Here is a 19,045-nt window from a genome sequence, read left to right as displayed (position 1 = left end):
TCCTGCGGCTGCTTCCAGAGCAGCACACGTCCCCCTCCGCCTATTCGACGCTACCAGGCGCTTCAGGGGGCCGCACCGGGGAAACCTGACCCGCTGTGGCTGGTAGATCACGGAGTGTCGCGGCGGGGAGTCTTCACATTGTGAGGATGGAGGGGACGCTTCCCCTTGTGTCGGCCGCCGAAATGTCGGGAACGCGCCGCGCGCTTGGTAGGCGTATGTCCGGTTTCGCTCCGCACCCTCGAAACGCTGCACCGATGTGTTACTCGATCATGGGAAGAAGTTGTGGCGATCTCCCGAATGAATCGGAAAGCCCGGTGTCCACGTGTTCGGCTCGGGCGTGAGGAGGCGTCAACACGGTTGGCCGGGCCACTCGTTCGCGTGCTTACATCTGGGCCGCGGCGGTTCTCGGAACGGTGGTCGATTGCCCACGAGGCCGTCGCGACCATGTGAAAAGCCAGACGAATGAAGGGTGCGCACACCATGCGTAACGACATCGAGACCCGCGAGATCGCCGACACCGAGCTGGACGCCGTGTCCGGTGGCCTCGGGATTTCCGGTGGCCTCGCCGGCGCCGTGACCGGCGACGTCCAGACCGTGCTGGGCGTGGCGACCTCGCTGGAGACCGTCCAGGGTGCGCTGGCCGTGCCCGGCCAGGTCATGGGCATCGCCGGCGTCAACGTCGGTGTCGCCGGTCTCTGAGCGGACATCCGCTGCCCGTGAACCCCGGAACATTCCCGTTCCGGGGTTCACGGGCGCTCGGCGACTCACAGCAATTCAGCAAGGTGTGACGAACGCAGTCGAAGGAAGAGTCCGTGCAGTTCCGTCAAAAGGCGCTTTCCAAGCTGCAATCACCCGATGAACTCGACCTGCCCGTACGCTTCGCGCGTCCGCAGGGTCGGCTCGTCCTGGCCGTCACGGTCGTGGCCATGGCGGCCGCGAGCTTCTGGGCGTTCACCGGATCCGTGTCCTCCAAGCTGAGCGCACCCGGCGTCCTCACCCACGCCGAGGGCAGTTACCTGCTGCAGAGCCCGTACGCGGGACAGGTCACCGCGGTCCTCGCGAAGGAGGGCCAGCTGCTGTCCACGGGCGCGCCCCTGCTCCAGGTCGGCACGGACCAAGGGGAGCGGGCCGTACGCATGGTGGCCGCGGGGCGGGTGAGGACCCTCGTCGCCAAGACGGGTTCGGTCGTCAGGGCCGGCGCGGACCTCGCGACGGTGGAGCGTGTGAGGAATCCGGGCGACCCGCTGGTGGCCGTGCTCTACCTGCCCGCCGAGAGCGGCGCGGCGATCTCCGTGGGCGCCTCGGTCGACCTCAGCGTCCAGTCCGTGCCCCGCCAACGGTTCGGCGTATTGCGCGGCCGGGTCAAGGAGATCGGCCGCACTCCCCAGACCGAGGCGCAGATCAGCGGCTTCCTCGGCGACGGCCGGCTCGCCGCGCAGTACGCCCGGAACGGCAATCCCGTCGCCGTCCTCGTGCGGCTCGAACGCTCCTCCGCGACCGCGTCCGGCTACCGCTGGTCTTCCGCGGACGGGCCCCCGTACGCCGTCGACTCCACGACCGTGGTCACCGGAGCCGTCCACCTCGCCGCTCAGCGGCCCGTCGACTGGCTGCTGCCGTGACCGCGAACCGGGGCGGCACGCGTCGCCGCCGTCCGGCGCCGGCCGACAGGGGAGCCGGGCGCCGCTCCGCGCACGGAAGGTCCGCACCCGCCCCCAAGGGCCGCACCCCCCGGAGCGTGCGCACCCCCACCGTGCTGCAGATGGAGGCGGTGGAGTGCGGCGCCGCCGCGCTGGCCATGGTGCTCGGCCACCACGGCCGCTTCGTCCCCCTGGAGGAGCTCCGCATCGCCTGCGGGGTCTCCCGCGACGGGTCCCGCGCGAGCAACCTCCTCAAGGCCGCCCGTAGTTACGGGCTGAAGGCCAAGGGCATGCAGATGGACCTGGCCGCGCTCGCCGGGGTGAGCCCCCCGGCGATCCTCTTCTGGGAGTTCAACCACTACGTCGTCTACGACGGCATGGGCCGCCGCTTCGGCCGCCGGGGCGTGTACGTCAACGACCCGGGCAAGGGCCGACGGTTCGTCCCCATGGACGAGTTCGACACCAGCTTCACCGGCGTCGTGCTCACCTTCGAGCCCGGCGAGGGTTTCCGCCGCGCCGGCCGTAAGCCCGGCGTCATGGGCGCCATGCCGGCCCGCCTGCGCGGCACGTCGGGGACCATGCTCGCCGCCGTGATCTCCAGCCTGCTGCTGGTGGTCGTCGGGGCGACGGTACCCGCGCTGAGCCGCACGTACATCGACATGTTCCTCATCGGCGAGCAGACGTCGCTGCTGGGTGTGCTCTTCGCGTCGATGGCGGCGGCCGTGGTGCTCACGGCGGTGCTCACGGCGGTGCAGCAGACCAATCTGCTGCGCGGACGCATCATCTCCTCGACCCTGGGCAGCGCCCGCTTCCTGCGCCACCTGCTCAGACTTCCGGTCGCCTTCCACTCCCAGCGCAACCCGGCCGACCTGGTCCAGCGCCTGCAGTCCAACGACGCGGTCGCCGAGACCCTCGCCCGGGACCTGGCCGCCGCCGGCGTGGACGCCGTGGTGGTCGTCCTCTACGCCGTGCTGCTGTGGACGTACGACCCGCAACTGACCGTTGTCGGCGTGCTGATCGCGCTGCTCAACATCGCGGCCGTCCGGATCGTGATCCACGTACGGGCCACCGGCACGCAGAAGCTGCGCGCCGAGAGCGCCCGGCTCACCAACACCTCGTACAGCGGTCTCCAGCTCATCGAGACGATGAAGGCGACCGGCGGCGAGGACGGCTTCTTCCGCCGCTGGGCGGGGCAGCACGCGGTCACGCTCGACGTGCAGCAGCGCCTCGGGGTGCCCAGTGCGTGGCTGGCGATCGTCGCGCCCACGCTGGCCGCGCTCAACAGCGCGCTGATCCTGATGATCGGCGGTCTGCGGGCGGTGGAGGGGCTCCTGTCGGTCGGTCTGCTCGTCGCCTTCCAGACGCTGGTGACCAGCTTCACCACCCCGATCACCCGTCTGGGCGGCGTGGCCGGACGCATCCAGGACTTCGCCGCCGACGTCGCCCGCCTCAAGGACGTCGAGAACTTCCCCGTCGACCCGCTCTTCTCACGGCGCGAGCCGCCCGCCGCCACCCGGCGACTCAAGGGCCACGTGGAGCTGGAGGGCATCACCTTCGGCTACAACCCGCTGGACGCCCCGCTGCTGGAGGACTTCTCGCTCTCGGTCGGCCCCGGCCGGCAGGTCGCGCTCGTCGGCGGCTCGGGCAGCGGCAAGTCCACCGTCTCCCGGCTGATATCCGGCCTCTACGCCCCCTGGGAGGGCACCATCCGCATCGACGGGATGCGGCTGGAGGACATCCCGCGCGGCGCGCTGGCCGCCTCCGTCTCCTTCGTCGACCAGGACGTCTTCCTCTTCGAGGGCACCGTCCGCGACAACGTCGCGCTGTGGGACCCCTCCATCCCGGACGAGGCCGTCATCGCCGCCCTGGAGGACGCCGCCGTGTACGACGTGGTCGCGCGCCGGGCCGGCGGCATCCACAGCCGTGTCGAGCAGGACGGCCGCAACTTCTCCGGCGGCCAGCGCCAGCGCCTGGAGATCGCGCGGGCGCTGGTGCGCCGCCCCAGCGTCATGGTCCTGGACGAGGTGACCAGCGCCCTGGACGCGGCGACCGAGCAGCTCGTCATCGACAATCTGCGGCGCCGCGGCTGCGCCTGCGTGGTCATCGCCCACCGGCTGAGCACGGTGCGCGACAGCGACGAGATCGTCGTGCTCGACCGGGGCACGGTCGTCGAGCGCGGACGGCACGAGGACCTGATCGCCGCGCGGGGCGCGTACGCCGAACTGGTCAAGGAGCACTGAGGTGGCTGAGGTGACTGAGGTGACTGGGGTGACTGGGGTGACGTCCCCCCACCAGGCCTACGTGGCCACTCCGGATCCGGTCGTGGCGGCCCTGGGCGGGCTCGGGTCGCCCGTCGACTGCGCGGGCGCCCGGAGTCTGTCCCTGGAGGGCCCGCTCGTGCTGTGGCTCGTCGTGGACGGCGAGCTCGACCTGTTCGCCGTCGACGCCGCGCAGGGGGGCCACTGGCATTTCCTGGGCCGGCTGGAGGCGGGCACGCTGCTGCTGGGCCCGGCCGAAGGCCCCGAACACACCTTGACCGCCCGGCCGCTACGGGGCTGCCGGCTGCGGCGCATCGAGCTGCACGAGCTCCAGCGCGGCCCCGAGTACGGCGGCGGGTGGAACCAGGGACAGTACGCGACCGCCGAGGCACCGCTCGGCCCGCTGGAGTACGCCTTCGCGCTCGGCGTCGGCCGCGGCCTTCGGGTGCTCTACCAGGCGCCGCTGGACAACCGCGCCACCACCGGCCGAGAGGGCGGCGCCGGGGCCGACGACGACATCCTGTGGATCCAGATGACGCCGGGCGGCGTGCGGTACGGCGCCCTGTACGAGCGATATGAGGGGTACGAGGGATACGGCCAGGCCGCCGCGCTCCTCGTCGACGCCGCGTTGTGGCAGGGCATGGTGGACCAGCAGTACCGCCTGCTGTACGCCCTGGACGACTGGATCGAGCAGCTCGAACGCGCCCACGAGGACCGCACGGCGGCCGGCATCGAGGCCGGCGAGGCCGCCCGTGCCCAGGCCGACAGCACGCTCCTCGCTTCCATCGACCGCTCGGGCCGGCGTTCGCGCCACGGTACGCGCGACGACGCCACCTTGGCGGTGTGCCGTCTGGTCGCCGGCGCGGCCGGCATCACCCTGTCCGAACCGGGCACCCCGGACGCCGCGTCCGGGCGGATCGACTCCGTCGAACGCATCGCGCGCGCCTCACGGATCCGCACCCGCACCGTCAGGCTCGCCGGCCGCTGGTGGCGAGAGAACAGCGGGCCCCTGGTGGGCCGGCGCGAGGAGGACGGGACGCCCGTCGCGCTGCTGTGGCGGCGGGGGCGGTACGAGGCCGTCGACCCCGCGACCGGAGCGCGCGAGAGCGTCGGCAAGGCCAATGCCGAGGACTTCGAGCCGTCCGCCGTCATGCTCTACCGCCCGCTGCCCGACGGCGGGACGGGGCTGCCGGCGCTGCTGCGTTTCAGCCTGCGCGGCACCGGCGAGGACCTGCGCGGCCTCGTCCTGGGCGGGCTGGCCGCGGTCGGCCTGGGCGCGCTCGTACCCATCGCGACCGGCAAGGTGCTCGGCGAGTACGTACCGCGCGCCGAGAACAGCCTGATCGTGCAGAGCGCCCTGGCGCTCATCGCGGCGAGCGTCGTCTCGGCCGCCTTCATGCTGCTGCAGAACGTCTCCATCCTGCGCATGGAGGGCCGTATCGAGGCGACGTTGCAGCCGGCCGTGTGGGACAGACTGCTGCGGCTGCCGGTGACGTTCTTCGCCGGCCGCTCCACCGGCGAACTGGCGAGCGCGGCGATGGGCATCAGCTCCATCCGCCGGGTGATGTCCGGCATCGGGTCGGTGGCCGTACAGGCGAGCACGGTCGGCGCCGTCAACCTCGTGCTGCTGCTCGTCTACAGCGTGCCCCTGGCCCTGGTGGCGGTCGCCCTCCTGCTGGTCATCGCCGCGGTCTTCCTGGGCATGGGGCTGTGGCAGCTGCGCTACCAGCGGCGGCTGATCACACTCGGCAACAAGCTCAACAACCAGGCGTTCCAGACCCTGCGGGGGCTGCCCAAGCTGCGCGTCGCGGCGGCCGAGAGCTTCGCGTACGCCGCCTGGGCGCGGGAGTTCGCCCGCACCCGCGAGCTCCAGCAGCGCATCGGCCGGATCAAGAACGTCGTCACGGTGCTGGGCGCGGTCTGTCCGATGCTCTGCACGCTCGTGATGTTCATGCTGCTCGCCGGACCGGCCCGGGGCAGCATGTCCGCCGGCGAGTTCCTCACCTTCAGCACCGCCGTGACGATGATGCTGTCCTCGGCGACCCAGCTGACCGGCGCACTCCTGTCGGCCGCCGCCGTGCAGCCGATGTTCGAGGAGATCAAGCCGGTCTTCCGGGAGGCCCCCGAGGTACGGGGCGCAGGCGCCCGGCCGGGCGTGCTCAGTGGCGCGATCGAGGCGCGGAACCTCTCCTACCGCTACAGCGAGGAGGGGCCGCTCGTACTGGACGACGTGTCGTTGCGCGTGCGGCCGGGCGAGTTCGTCGCGATCGTCGGCGCCAGCGGCTGCGGCAAGTCGACACTGATGCGCCTGCTCATCGGCTTCGACAAGCCGGCCGCCGGCAGCGTGCTGTACGACGGCCAGGATCTGGCGGCGCTCGATCAGGCGGCCGTGCGCCGCCAGTGCGGCGTCGTCCTGCAGAACAGCCGGCCCTTCTCGGGCTCGATCCTCGACTGCGTCTGCGGGGCCGAGACGTACACGCTCGACGAGGCGTGGGAGGCGGCATCGATGGCGGGCCTGGCGGAGGACATCAAGGCCATGCCCATGGGCATGCACACGATGCTGTCCGACGGCGGGGGCACGGTCTCGGGCGGCCAACGCCAGCGGCTGATGATCGCCCAGGCCCTCATCCGCAAGCCCCGCGTGCTCTTCCTGGACGAGGCCACCAGCGCGCTGGACAACGAGGCCCAGCGCGTGGTCATCGAGTCCACCCGCGCCCTGCGCTCCACCCGTATCGTCATCGCCCATCGCCTCTCCACGATCATGGACGCCGACCGGGTGATCGTCATGGCGGAGGGCCGGATCGCCCAGCAGGGACCGCCCGCCGAGCTGCTCGCCGATACGGACGGCCCCTTCCACGAGCTGGTCCGCCGGCAACTCGGGTAGCTCGCGTCAGGTGCCCTTCTTTCCCCCCAGGAACCGTCGCAGCCTGGCCAGGGGCCAGGTGTTGATGACGTCGTCCTTGGTCAGCCAGCCGCGTTGCGCCGTCGCCACCCCGTAGCGCATGTAGGGCAGGTGCGTGGTGGCGTGCGCGTCGGAGTTCACGGCGAACTTCACGCCGTAGGCCTTCGCGCGCAGGATGTCCTCGTCGCACAGGTCGAGCCGCTCGGGATGCGCGTTGATCTCCAGGGCGGTGCCCGAGCGCGCGCAGGCTTCGAACACCGCGTCGAAGTCGGCGTCGATGGCGGGGCGTTTGCCGATCCGGCGGGTCGTGGGGTGGCCGATGACGGCGACGTTCGGGTTCTCGCAGGCACGGACGAGGCGACGGGTGAGTTCCCGCCGGCTCTGGTTGAAGTGCGAGTGGACCGAGGCCACGCAGAGGTCGAAGTCCGCGAGGAACTCGTCGGGCCAGTCCAGGGAGCCGTCCGGGCCGATGTTGAGTTCGGTGCCGTGCAGCAGCCGCATCCTGTGGTGCGCGCCGTCCAGCGCGCGCATCCGTTCGCGTTGGGCGAGGATCTTCTCGGTGGTCATGCGCTGCATGTACAGGTTGGGGGCGTGGTCGGTGACCGCGTAGTACGCGTAGCCCCGGGCGGCAGCGGCGGCCACCATGTCCTCCAGCGGGGCCAGGCCGTCGGTGAGGTCGGTGTGGGTGTGCAGGTCGCCGCGGATGTCCTTCTCCGTGAGCAGCTCGGGCAGTTCGCCGCGCAGCCCGGCCTCGATCTCGCCGCGGTCCTCGCGCAGTGTCGGCGGTATCCAGGGCAGTCCGAGCCTGGCGTAGATGGCCTCCTCGGTCGCGGAGGTGAGGTTCTCGCCGCTCTCGGTGTCGAAGAGCCCGTACTCGGACAGTTTGAGGCCTTGGCGCACGGCGCGTTCCCGGGTGCGGATGTTGTGGGCCTTGGAACCGGTGAAGTACTGGAGGCCCGCGCCCCAGGAGACGGGCGGGAGGACCCGGAGATCGACTTGAAGACCGGTGGCGGTGCGTACGGAGGTCTTCTTCTCGCCGCGTGTGATGACCTCGGCCGTCTGCGGGAGGGCGGTGAGGGCCTCCATGAACGGGGCCGAGCGGTGCGCGGCCACCAGGATGTCGACGTCGCCGATGGTCTCCCGCATCCGGCGCAGGGACCCGGCGTACGCGCACCGGACGCAACCGCGGACGTCCGACAGCTCGGCGACGATCTGCTCCGCGATGTCCATGGCCGCGCTGATGAGGATCCGGCCCTCGCCGGCCTTCTGGAGTACGGAGATGCCGTGGAGGATGTTCTCCTCGGTCCGCTCGCCGAAGCCCTTCAGATCGCGCAGCCGTTCCCGGTGGATGGCGTCGGCGAGCTGTTCGGCCGAGGTGATCCCCAGTTCCTCGTACAGGACCATGGCCCTACGGGGCCCCAGGCCGGGAATCGCGATCAGCTCGCGCACTCCGGCGGGCACGGACGCCCTGGCCTCGTCGACGGCGGGCATGCGGCCGGTCCGCAGGTATTCGACGATCTTGTCGGCGAGCGACTTGCCGACGTTGGGGATCTCGCGCAGGCCTTTGGCGTCGAGGGTCGAGATGTCCTTCGGGTAGCCCCCGACGGCGCGGGCGGCCTTCTCGTAGGCGCGTGCCTTGAACGCCTCCCCGCCCCGGATCGCGATGATGTCGGCGTACTCCTGGAGGAGCGCCTCGACCTCGTCGTTGGCTCGGGTCATGTCTCCAGGATGCCCCCGGACGCCGCGAGGGTCTCCCCGTGCTGTGTGGACGCGGCACCATAGCAGGGCCCCGGGAGCCGGTCCGGATGTTTATCCGATGGTGATGGCCCTTCCGTGGCGGTGCCCTCACGGGCACTAGCGTCCCGTGGCACCTCGGGAGTGCGGGTGAGCACGCGGCGCGTACGGCCTCGCGCTCGCGCCCGGCTCCCGCCGGCCCCTGGAGCAAGGAGGCACTGTGCTGTCATTCCGGCGACGATCCGGCAGCGGCATGTCGGTGGCGACCAGATACACGATCGGAAGCGGTCTCGTCATCGCCGCGCTCGCCGTCACCCTCGTCGCGCTGCTGATCCCCGTCTCGAAGTTCGGCGACCGCGCGTCCGCCGTGAGCGCCAACGCCGCCCCGGCCGGCGGGCTTTCCGCCGCCGATGACGATGGCGCCGGGACGATGAGCACGGCGTACGGGCCGCTGACCGCCGTCGACCGCGACTTCGTGCGCAAGGTGCGCCTCGCCGGGCTGTGGGAGCTGCCGGCCGGGCGGCAGGCGCAGCAGCGCGGGACGCGGGCCTCGGTCCGTACGGCCGGGGACCACCTCGTGGAGGGCCACACCGAACTGGACCGGCAGGTGCTCCAGGTGGGGCAGGCCCTCGGCATGGACCTGCCGGACCGGCCCTCGCCCCAACAGCAGGAGTGGCTCGGCCAGTTGGACCGGGCGGCGCAGGGAAGCGAGTACGAGCGGCTGTTCATCCAGCTACTGCGCCGCGCGCACGGCAAGGTCTTCGCGCTCGTGGCTCAGGTACGGGCGCAGACGCGCAACTCGATGGTGCGGGCCCTGGCCACCTCGGCCAACGCGACGGTCCTGGACCACATTTCGGTGCTGGAGGAGAGCGGGCTCGTCGACTTCGACGCCCTCTCCGACAGCTCCCCCGCCCCGTCCGGCCACCAGGGGGCCTCGTCCCCCTCCCATATCCGACCGAAGAAGTGAAGTGACGTGATCCGATGAGTCGAACGACGCGAACGACGCGACATTCCCGTCCCTCCCGCAAGCTGCTGGCCGTGATCTCCGCCCTGGCGCTCGGCGGCGGCGCGGTCGCCTTCATCGCCGGCAACGCCAACGCCGGACAGGACGACGCGCGCACGGGGCGGGTGACGACCACCATCGACTGCCCGGACGTCGGAGACCGGCTGACCTCGGTGCCCGACGGCGCCCGGTCCGAGGTCGACGAGAACCTCGCGCGGTTGGACGTACAGGTGGCCGACGCCTACCGGCGGCTCGCCGCCGGCGAGAAGCAATCGGAGGCACTGCTCGGCCAGTTGAAGCAGCAGCGCGGCGCCACGATCGGTCGGATATCCGAGGCGATAGGCCGGTCGGGCGGGCGCGCGGAGGGGCTGGAGGCGCTCAGCGGGTGTGAGATGAAGGAGGCCCCGGCCGAGGAGGACGCGGCCTCCGACGCGGCCTCCGACTCGGCAGCGGGCTTGGCGGCGGACGCGTCGGCGGCGCGCGGTCTCGGTCAGAAGGGCGGGCCCGCGCGGAGCGACTTCGTGTCCATCACCAAGGTCCGTCCGAACGTCCGTACGCCGGCGCCCCAACGCGGCGCCTCCTCGGGCTCCTTCAGCTCCGAGTGCGGCCGCAACGAGAACGGCCACTTCAACCCCGACAACGTGATCGTCGCCCCGGGCGTCTCGAACGGGGCGCACCACATGCACGACTACGTCGGCAACCAGTCCACCGACGCCTTCTCCACCAACGACAGCCTCGCCGCCTCGGGCACCACCTGCCGCAACGGCGACCAATCCACCTACTACTGGCCGGTGTTGAGGCTGCGCGACGGCAAGGCCGAGCGGGACGCGCGGGCGCCCGGCGGCGGACAGGACGCCAACGTCGGCACCATCCTGCGCCCCAAGCAGGTCACGACCACCTTCAAGGGAAGCCCCGTCGGGCAGGTGAAAGCCATGCCGCGCTTCCTGCGCGTGATCACCGGGGACGCGAAGGCCTTCGCGAACGGCACGGCCAACGCCAACGCCTCGTGGAGCTGCACCGGCTTCGAGGACCGCCAGCTCAAGGACAAGTACCCGATCTGCCCGAAGGGCAGTGACGTGGTGCGCACCTTCACCTTCCAGAGCTGCTGGGACGGGCGCAACACGGACAGCGCCAACCACCGCACGCACATGGCCTTCCCCGATGCCAACGGCCGCTGCAAGAAGGGCTTCACGGCCGTCCCGGCACTGGTCCAGAAGGTCACCTACGGGGTGGCACCCGGCGCGCGGATCGCCGTCGACAGCTTCCCGGAGCAGCTCCACAAGCCGGTCACCGACCACGGCGACTTCATCAACGTGATGTCGGACGGCCTGATGGCCAAGGCGGTGGACTGCATCAACTCCGGCCGCACCTGCCGCTGACCACCCCCTCCCCTTGCCGTGCCCTACGCGGCACCGCGGCCCGGCACCGTCACGAGGACGGTGCCGGGCCGCGGGCGTGTCACGCGAGGGGGGTCACAGGCCGTTGACGCGGGCCATCCGGCCGACGAGGGGCGGGGTGAAGTCGGCGGTGACGACGCGGCCGGCCCGGCGGCCGACGCGCGAGTGCCGGCGCCGCACCTGGGCCATCAACCTGCGGGTGCGCAGGGCCATTTCCAGCTCGAACCGGGTCCGCGGATCGCGCAGGTTGGGTCCGAAGAGCTTCTCCAGCTGCCGCATGCGGTAGCGGACGGTCTGCGGGTGCACGCTCAGGGCCTTGGCGGCCTCGGGTGCGCCGCCGCCCTCCAGCCAGGCGAGCAGGGTCACTTCCAGGCGTTCGCTCTGGCGGGGGGTCAGGTCGGCGAGCGGACGCAGCCAGCGGGCGGCCAGCGCGTGGGCCAGCGGCTCGTCCTGGAGCAGGAGGAGGGTGGAGAGGTGGTCGTCCACGAAGACGGCCCGCGCGTCCTGGCTTCCCCGTGACGGCGCCAGGGCGAGCAGGCGCAGGGCCCAGCGCAGCGACGACGCGGCGTCCCGCAGGGGGACGGCGTGGCCGACGGTGGCGAACCGGCCGCGGAGCGGAAGTTCCAGCTCGGCGCGGCCGTCGGGGTCCGTACTCGGCAGCAGCAGGCAGGGGCGTCCGCCGAACATGCCGGGCAGGGCGTCCTCCAGGGCCGCCGCCAACTGCTGCGTCTCGCCAGGGGTGGCCAGCGCGACGGCCCGTACGGCGTCGGGCAGGGGCCAACCGGCCGCCTCGGCGAGGTCCGCGAGGGACGCTTCCGACGCGGCCCGGTCGTCGGTGAGGGCGCGGAAGAGGTCCTGCGCGGCCAGGGACATGGCCTGGGCGGACGGGCCCGTGGGGGCGGAGGCCCGCCCCCTCACCCCCTCGCGCGTTTCCTCGTCCCCTCCTTCCTGCCGGCCGTCGTGCCGGTCCTCCTCCTCGCGGTAGCCGAGCACGCTGAGCAGCGCCTCTTCCACCCGCTGTCTGAGGACTTCGTCACCGCCGGCATCGTTGTCATCGATAAATGCGGAAAATCCTGGAATTCCATGCAGAAGCTCCTCCACTATCTCGGCCGCCAACCCGGGGAGTTCCGTGCGCAGGACGCGTCTCCACTCGCCTCGGGGGCGGGACCAGATGCGGTTCAGAAGTTCACACATCGTTGCCTCGTTCTTGCCGGGGAAGGCCTGTCCGCAGGAAGCACGGCCGGGCCCACCGAGGTTGCCTGTCTCGCCAACAACCTTGTGTGCCAAGAGAGTTGCAGTGACCTGACCCCCTTCTGGAGGGATTCGGCCACATTTGGTCCCGCGGTTTTGCCTTGTTTTTGCCGCCGTCGGCGCGTAGTCGGCGAGCGGCGCGGTGGCCTGTCACAACCCCCACTGGAAGGGAATCTTCCGGCGTTGTTCGATGGCCAGGAGACGGCGCGCGAGAAATTATCACGTTTCGATAAATTCCGTGGAGGTGCCGTGTGCCTCCACGATGCTGCTGCACTCCGGCCCCGAGCCCCCTCGGCCGGCGCGGGAATCCACAGCGCTGCCGGCCACCACCGACGACAACCCCGGGTGCCGAGCGCCAGGTGGAGTGCTCGGAGCCCGGGTGCACAGGAGACCTGGATGCCCCTGTACCAGCCGCAGATGCCCCGCTCGCACAGAGCCCGACGCGGAAGCCGACACGCGGCCACCGCACCCGCCGCCGGAAAACGGGCCGTCCGGCGGCCCTCCCTGCTCCCCTCCGCCGGCAGGCTGCGTCCGAGCGTGATCTGCGCCGCCGCCGCGGCGCTGGTCTCCCTCCTCGTCGCGGCACGCGCGGGCGCCTTGACCCGGGTGTGGGAGTTCCTCGACTACGGGGCGGGCGTGCTCTCGCTCGTCTCGCTCACCGCCACCGTCCTGTGGGGACTGGCGGCCACCGACCGGATGGTGCTCGGGTCGGGGCACCGGCTGCTGGCCCAGGGCGTGCACCGCGGGTTGGCGGTGGCGGGGCTGGGCTTCCTCGCCTTGCACATCTGGGTGAAGGTCGCGCAGGGCCAGACCTCCGGGACGGCCGCCGCGGTGCCGTTCGCCGACGCGGACCGGCCGGTCGTCATCGGCCTCGGCACACTGGCCGGATATCTCTTCGTGTCCGTCGCGGTCTCCGGTGCGGTGCGTAGTGTCTTCGCGACGCGCGGTCGCTCCCTGTGGTGGCGGGCCCTGCACATCGGCGCGTACCCGGCGTGGGGCGCCTGCCTGGTGCACGGCCTCAAGGCGGGCCGCCCCGCCGACGCCTGGGTGACGGCGGCGTACGCGCTGTGCCTGATCGGCGTCGCGGGCGTGCTGGCGTTCCGGGCCAGGTCGCGGAGGGTGGGCGTCGCGGCCGACGGGATCGACCCGACCGCCGCCCGGCAGCAGTTCCGACAGCCCGTCCGACCGCCGACGCGACCGCCGACCCGACCCCCGGCGCGCCCGGCGGGCGCGCCCTGGCGCAGGTGTCGGCCACGCCGCCCCGCCGCCCTGGTCGGGAAGCGTGTCCGGGACCGTGCCGGCGCCCCGGGCCGCCGAGCGGTTCGCCGCCCGGGAGGGGTCCGCGTGAGCGACGATCCCCGCCCCGGCCTCGGCTGTGTGGGCGCGCCCCGGCTGCTGGCCGGGCTGGACCGGGCGCCCCGACTGGACCGCGCCGCGCACCTGACCGCGCACGGCGCGCTCCCCCGCTACCACCCCGACGACCTGGTCGCCCTCGCCGGCGACATCGACCTCCGGGGGCGGGGCGGGGCGGGCTTCCCCTTCGCCCGCAAGGTGCGCGCCGTCACCCAGGCGGCGCGCGGGCGGGCGGGGCAGACGGCGGTGGTCGTCAACGGCAGTGAGGGAGAGCCGAGTTGCCTCAAGGACACCGCCCTGCTGCTGCACGCCCCGCATCTCGTGCTGGACGGGGCCCTGTTGGCCGCCGCCGCGATCGCCGCCGAGGACGTCGTGGTCGCCGTGACCCGGGCCGACGTGGAACAGTCGGTCCGTGACGCCGTCGCCGAACGCGGCCCGGGTGGGCGGCAGGTGCGGGTGGTGCGCCTGCCCGAGCGTTTCGTGACCGGGGAGGGGACCGCGCTCGTCGGCGGACTGGGCGGCGGGCCGGCGCTGCCGTCCGGGCAGAAGGTCCGCACCAGCGAACGCGGCCTGGGCGGTGCGCCCACCCTCTTGTCGAACACCGAGACGTACGCCCAACTCGCCGTCGCGGCGCGGCTCGGCGCGCCCGAGTACCGTACGGCGGGCCTGCCGTCCGAGCCGGGCACGGTCCTGCTGACCGTCGCCGGTTCCACGGTCGTGGAGACGCCTACCGGCGTGGCGTTGGCGTACATCCTGGAGCTGTGCGGGACCCGGCCCGGACAGGGCGTGCTGGTCGGCGGCTACCACGGCAGGTGGCTCGATCCGGGCGCGGCCCTGTCGGCGGAGGTGTCCCGGCAGTCCCTGGCCGCGCTCGGCGCGGTGCTCGGGGCCGGGGCGGTCCTCCCGCTGCCCGAGGACACCTGCCCGGCCGGCGAGGTCGCCCGGGTGACCCGCTGGATGGCGAAGGAGTCCGCGGGCCAGTGCGGTCCCTGCGTACGGGGCCTGCCCGGACTCGCCGACGTACTGGAGGACGCCGTACGGGGAGGAGGCCGGCCGGCGCTCGAAGCGGTGGAGGCCCGGCTGCGGGCGGTGCGGGGCCGGGGGGCGTGCAGCCACCCCGACGGCACCTCGCACTTCGTGGCCTCGGCGCTGGCCGCCTTCCCCGACGAGTTCCACGACCACGCCCTCGGCAGCGGATGCGGCCGGCGCGTGCTCGGAGCGCTGCCGCTGCCGCGCGACGAGAGCCCCGAACGGCTGGTCGTGGACTGGACGCTGTGCAAGGGCCACGGGCTGTGCGTGGACATCCTCCCGGACGTCGTACGGCTGGACACGGACGGCTTCCCCGACCGGGCGTCCATGCCGGTGCCGGGGCGGTTGCGACCCAAGGCACTGCGCGCGGTCCGACGCTGTCCGGCGCTGGCCCTGCGCATCCAGGAATAGCCCGCACGTCCGCGCACCGGGCCCGGGTTCATTCCTGTCGCGATCTGACAAATTCCGGGGAATACGGGTCCGAGCCGCGCCGGGGCCCGTATGAATGGGCGAGGACAGCGGAATGGCAAAGCCGACCTGAAGGAGAGATCGTGCGGGAAGTGCGTCGTGGGATATGCGCCGGTTCGGCGGTCGCGGTACTGCTTCTGACGGCCGGCTGCGGTCTCGCCGACAGGCCCTCGGAAAAATCGGACGCGGTCCGGCCGGCGGGCGCCGGAAAGGGGCTCGATTCGCTGTACGGATCCGGCTCCGACGCGGCGTACGGAAGCGATTCCGCGGCCTCCCCGGCGGGCGGGAACGGCGCCGGGGGCGCAGCCGGCGCGGCCGGGGAGCTACAGGTGCGGGACGTCCCGAACCTCGGCTCCACGGTCACCGACGGTGAGGGTTTCACGCTCTACCGGTTCGACAAGGACACGGCGAAGCCCCCGAAGTCCGCCTGCGAGGGCGACTGCGCCAAGGCCTGGCCGGTGGTTCCTGCCGACGCGGCCACGGCCGGTACGGGCATCGAGGCTGGTCTGCTCGGCTCGGTGACCCGGGCGGACGGCACCAGGCAACTGACGCTCGGGGGCTGGCCCGTCTACCGGTACGCGAAGGACACCAAGGCGGGCGACACGCTCGGTGAGGGCGTCGGCGGCACCTGGCACGCGCTGGGCCCGGACGGAAAGCCGGCGGCCCCGGCCGGGTCGACCGGGGCCGGAACCGGGGCCGGGGCCGGGACCGGCGCCGACCCGGGGAATCCCGGAAAAACCGGGACCGGAGGCAATACCGGTGGCGCGGGGCACAACGGAATGGGCGCCGGACTTTCCACCCGGCAGGATCCCCGACTCGGAACCATCGTCGCCGATGGCGAGGGCCGTACTCTCTATCGCTTCGACAAGGACAGTGCCTGGCCGATGAAAATCGGCTGTCTCGATTCCTGCCTGGACACGTGGAAGCCGGCCAAGCCGGTCGACAAGACCATGGTGTCCGGAATTCCGGCCGCGTTGATCGGTTCGGTGAAACGACCGGACGGATCGGAACAATTGACGATCGACTGCTGGCCGGTCTATTCGTTCACCGGTGACAAGCAGCCGGGTGACACCGCCGGACACAACAAGCAGGGCCTCTGGTTCGCCGTCACGGACCAGGGCAAGAAGGCGAAGGTTTCATAACCGCCTCAGCCTCCACTCGCCACCCCCGCCCCCTCAGCCGCCGTGGTGCCCGGCCCTCCCCGCCGGGCACCACGGCCGCACCACCCGGTCCACCCGGTCCACCCGGTCCACCCACCGATCAGCCCGTGAGGTCGCCATGCCGCCCCGCCTCCACCGCAGGACCCGCCGGGTCCTCCTCGTCCTCGCCGCACTGTGCGGCGTCGCGCTGTCCTGCGAGGGCTGCGGCACGGCGACGGACCACGACGGCGCGGCGGCGCGCACCCGGCCCGCCACGGTCGAGGACATCGCGAGCGCCATCGGCTGCACCGCCCAAGTGAGCATCGACGTCGATGAGTTGCGCCAGGGCGGCTGCGAGACCGCCGACGGCGCCTTCCGCGTGACGACCTTCGTCGCCGAACGGGCCCTGCGCGTCTGGCTCGACGAGACCCGGGCGTACGGCGGCACCTACCTGGTCGGGAACCGCTGGGTCGTCACCGCCCCGTCGCCGCAGGCGCTGACGCCCGTACGCGCCCGGCTCGGCGGCAGCGTCGAAACCACCGCGCCCCACGGCTCCGCCCCGGACCACACCGGCCACTGAGTTCCGGCGCGTCGGCCAGTTGACCGGAACCCGCCTCGTTCGCAAGGAGTACACAAGCCGCCCTGAGGGAGGATTCGCCCGAACGCCGTTTGCTCCAGCGTGAGCAGGGATTCGCCCTTCTCCGAAAGGAACGGCTCTTCGTGCGCATGCGACGCTTCGCACCCCTGCTCGCCGCAGGCGGTCTCCTCGCCTCCGCCCTCCCCCTGCTGACGGCCACTCAGGCCGCCGCCGATCCCGTCTCGGACTACGCCCCGAGCAAGCCCTCCTGGCACCGTTGCAGTGCCGACCAGCCGGCCTCGTACGAGTGCGCCACCATCAAGGTCCCGCTGGACTACCGCCGCCCGCACGGGCAGACCCTCGACCTCGCGATATCGCGCATCAAGAGCGAGAACCCCGCCAAGCGGCACGGCGTGATGCTGCTGAACCCCGGCGGTCCGGGCGGGTCGGGGCTGGACCTGCCGCTGATGATGCAGGAGGCGATGCCGAAGGACGTCCGGGACCGCTACGACCTGATCGGCTTCGACCCGCGCGGGGTGGGCGAAAGCAGCCCGCTGACCTGCGGACTGACCCAGGCCGAGGAGAACTTCGACCGCGCCTACCGGCCCGAGACCTTCCCGTCGGACGTCACCTGGGCGCGCACCGTCGCCGACAAGTGCCGCGAGAAGGCCGGCGCGGTGCTCCCGTACATCACCACCCGCAACACCGCCCGCGACATGGACGCGATCCGCGTGGCGCTCGGCGAGCGCAAGCTCTCCTACGTGGGCTACTCGTACGGGACCTACCTGGGGGCGGTGTACGCGCAGATGTTCCCGGCGCGCACCGACCGCTTCGTCCTCGACAGCGGCGTCGACCCGCAGCGGGCCTGGCGCGGCATGATCCAGGTCTGGGCGACGGAGGCCGAGCCGGCCTTCGCCCGCTGGACGAGCTGGACGGCGGAGCGCGACTCCACGTACGGCTTGGGGGCGACGCCGCAGGCCGTGTCGCAGACGCTCTGGGGGCTGGTGGCGCGGGCGGACCGCGAGCCGATCGAGTTCGAGGGGCTGAAGCTGACGGGTGACGACATCCGCGCCGGCGCGCGCGGTCTGTTCTTCTACCCGGAGCAGGCGGCTCCCGTGATCGCCGCGCTGAAGGCCGCCGCCGAGGGCAAGCCGCAGCCGGCGGGGATGGCGGCGGCGGACGTGAAGAAGGCGCTCGGGCGGCAGCCCGAGTCGGCGCCCGAGCCCGCGCGGGCCGGTGGCCCCGCGTCCGACAACGGCACCGCCGTGTTCTGGTCGGTGGTGTGCGGGGACACCGACGCGTGGCCGCGCGATCCGGAGCGGTACCGGCGGGACGCGGTCCGCGACAAGGCCGCGTACCCGCTGTACGGGGACATGGCCTCGAACATCAAGCCGTGCGCCTTCTGGCAGCGGCCCGTCGAGGCCGCCACGCCGATGAAGACCCGGGCGAACGTCCTGACCGTGCAGAACGAGTGGGACTCGCAGACCCCGCTGGTCAGCGGCCAGGGTCTGCACCGGGCCCTGAAGGGTTCGCGGATGGTGCTGGCCCTGGGTGGTGAGGGGCACGGCGTGTACCTGGCCGACCCGCGTTCCTGCGCCAACGCCCCCGTCAACGACTACTTGATCACGGGCCGGCTGCCCGCGAAGGACATCAACTGCCGCACGGCCCCCGGTACGGCCGAGCGCCACGAGGCGCGGCCGGGGACGACGCCGCTGCCGCTGCCGTCGACGCCCGGACGGTTCTGATCGTCTGAAGACCGTCGAAGACCGTTGAATACCGCGTCCCGGGTGCCGTCCACGTCGACCGTGGGCGACATCCGGGGCCGGTCACGGACCCGGAAAACGGCTCAGCCGAGCAGGGCGTAGACCGTGGAGGCCTTGGCGGCCGGTTCGGAGGCGCCCTCGGGGGTCATGCTGACGTCCGCGAAGGCCATGCGGCGGCCGAGTTTGGTGACCCGTACGTCGATCAGCACGTCGGCGCCGGTCACCGGCCGCTGGAAGCTCGTCGACTGCTGGACGGTGGTCATCGGCCCGTACGCGCCGCGCGCGGCGGAGATCGCGATGACGGTGGCGGTGTCGGCGGCGGCCATCAGGGCCTGGCCGCTGAGGCCCCCGCCGTCCCGGGCGAGGGTGTCGGACCAGGGCAGCCGCAGGACGGCGTGCCGCTCGCCCGTCTCCTCGACGGTGAGGCCCAGGGCGAGCACCCAGGGGGCGAAGTTGTCCTTCAGGATCCGGTCCGCGTCGGCGGGAGTCAGCGTCACGCGCCGATTGTGGCGGCCCTGGGCGGGCCGCCACAAC

At 72.2% G+C, this 19,045-nt stretch carries 13 protein-coding genes; 10 read left to right on the top strand and 3 right to left on the bottom strand.

Going from position 1 to position 19,045, the window contains the following annotated elements; translation table 11 throughout:
• The first annotated feature begins 480 nt into the window (after window positions 1-480).
• The 4 genes from M4D82_RS28765 (at window position 481) to M4D82_RS28750 (ending at window position 6,779) form a co-directional block, all read left to right on the top strand.
• Window positions 481-699 carry a hypothetical protein gene (locus M4D82_RS28765; protein WP_249769696.1) on the top strand — a complete coding sequence of 73 codons (219 nt, stop codon included), beginning with the start codon at window positions 481-483 and terminating at the stop codon, window positions 697-699.
• Between the two features lie 113 nt (window positions 700-812).
• Window positions 813-1,619 (top strand): biotin/lipoyl-containing protein, encoded by an 807-nt coding sequence (locus M4D82_RS28760; RefSeq protein ID WP_249769694.1) that lies wholly within the window; start codon window positions 813-815, stop codon window positions 1,617-1,619.
• A gap of 116 nt (window positions 1,620-1,735) precedes the next feature.
• Entirely contained in the window at window positions 1,736-3,877 is a 2,142-nt protein-coding gene (locus tag M4D82_RS28755; RefSeq protein WP_283844521.1) for an NHLP family bacteriocin export ABC transporter peptidase/permease/ATPase subunit, read from the top strand.
• 37 nt (window positions 3,878-3,914) lie between these two features.
• Window positions 3,915-6,779, top strand: a complete 2,865-nt coding sequence (locus M4D82_RS28750) for an NHLP bacteriocin export ABC transporter permease/ATPase subunit (RefSeq protein ID WP_249772240.1) — start codon at window positions 3,915-3,917, stop codon at window positions 6,777-6,779.
• 6 nt (window positions 6,780-6,785) lie between these two features.
• Here M4D82_RS28750 and polX read toward each other — a convergent pair whose 3' ends face one another.
• A complete protein-coding gene (gene polX, locus M4D82_RS28745; RefSeq protein WP_249769692.1) occupies window positions 6,786-8,516 on the bottom strand; it encodes a DNA polymerase/3'-5' exonuclease PolX in 1,731 nt (576 codons plus the stop codon).
• 235 nt (window positions 8,517-8,751) lie between these two features.
• On the opposite strand from polX, the gene M4D82_RS28740 reads away from it, so the two are divergent.
• Both M4D82_RS28740 and M4D82_RS28735 read left to right on the top strand, forming a co-directional pair.
• Window positions 8,752-9,498, top strand: coding sequence for a DUF4142 domain-containing protein (locus tag M4D82_RS28740; protein ID WP_349637100.1), 747 nt, complete (start codon window positions 8,752-8,754; stop codon window positions 9,496-9,498).
• A gap of 14 nt (window positions 9,499-9,512) precedes the next feature.
• Window positions 9,513-10,913 (top strand): DUF1996 domain-containing protein, encoded by a 1,401-nt coding sequence (locus M4D82_RS28735; protein ID WP_249769682.1) that lies wholly within the window; start codon window positions 9,513-9,515, stop codon window positions 10,911-10,913.
• A gap of 93 nt (window positions 10,914-11,006) precedes the next feature.
• Here M4D82_RS28735 and M4D82_RS28730 read toward each other — a convergent pair whose 3' ends face one another.
• Window positions 11,007-11,945 carry a PucR family transcriptional regulator gene (locus tag M4D82_RS28730; RefSeq protein ID WP_349637099.1) on the bottom strand — a complete coding sequence of 313 codons (939 nt, stop codon included), beginning with the start codon at window positions 11,943-11,945 and terminating at the stop codon, window positions 11,007-11,009.
• Between the two features lie 633 nt (window positions 11,946-12,578).
• On the opposite strand from M4D82_RS28730, the gene M4D82_RS34400 reads away from it, so the two are divergent.
• The 4 genes from M4D82_RS34400 (at window position 12,579) to M4D82_RS28710 (ending at window position 18,493) form a co-directional block, all read left to right on the top strand.
• Entirely contained in the window at window positions 12,579-14,975 is a 2,397-nt protein-coding gene (locus M4D82_RS34400) for an NADH-ubiquinone oxidoreductase-F iron-sulfur binding region domain-containing protein (RefSeq protein ID WP_349637098.1), read from the top strand.
• Between the two features lie 140 nt (window positions 14,976-15,115).
• Entirely contained in the window at window positions 15,116-16,174 is a 1,059-nt protein-coding gene (locus tag M4D82_RS28720; RefSeq protein ID WP_249769678.1) for an SCO0930 family lipoprotein, read from the top strand.
• Window positions 16,175-16,310: 136 nt separating this feature from the next.
• On the top strand, window positions 16,311-16,751 hold the full coding sequence (locus M4D82_RS28715) for a hypothetical protein (RefSeq protein ID WP_249769676.1): 441 nt from the start codon (window positions 16,311-16,313) through the stop codon (window positions 16,749-16,751).
• Between the two features lie 146 nt (window positions 16,752-16,897).
• Complete coding sequence (locus M4D82_RS28710) at window positions 16,898-18,493, top strand: alpha/beta hydrolase (RefSeq protein ID WP_249772234.1); 1,596 nt, start codon at window positions 16,898-16,900, stop codon at window positions 18,491-18,493.
• A 101-nt stretch (window positions 18,494-18,594) separates the two neighbouring features.
• On the opposite strand, the gene M4D82_RS28705 is transcribed toward M4D82_RS28710, so the two are convergent.
• Window positions 18,595-19,008: a PaaI family thioesterase gene (locus M4D82_RS28705; protein WP_249769674.1), complete on the bottom strand. Its 414-nt coding sequence runs from the start codon at window positions 19,006-19,008 to the stop codon at window positions 18,595-18,597.
• Window positions 19,009-19,045: the final 37 nt, after the last annotated feature.

This window comes from Streptomyces sp. RerS4 (assembly GCF_023515955.1).
In the GTDB taxonomy this organism is placed as follows: domain Bacteria; phylum Actinomycetota; class Actinomycetes; order Streptomycetales; family Streptomycetaceae; genus Streptomyces.
Note: the sequence above shows the minus strand (reverse complement) of the source record. Positions and strands in the feature narration are given on the sequence as shown.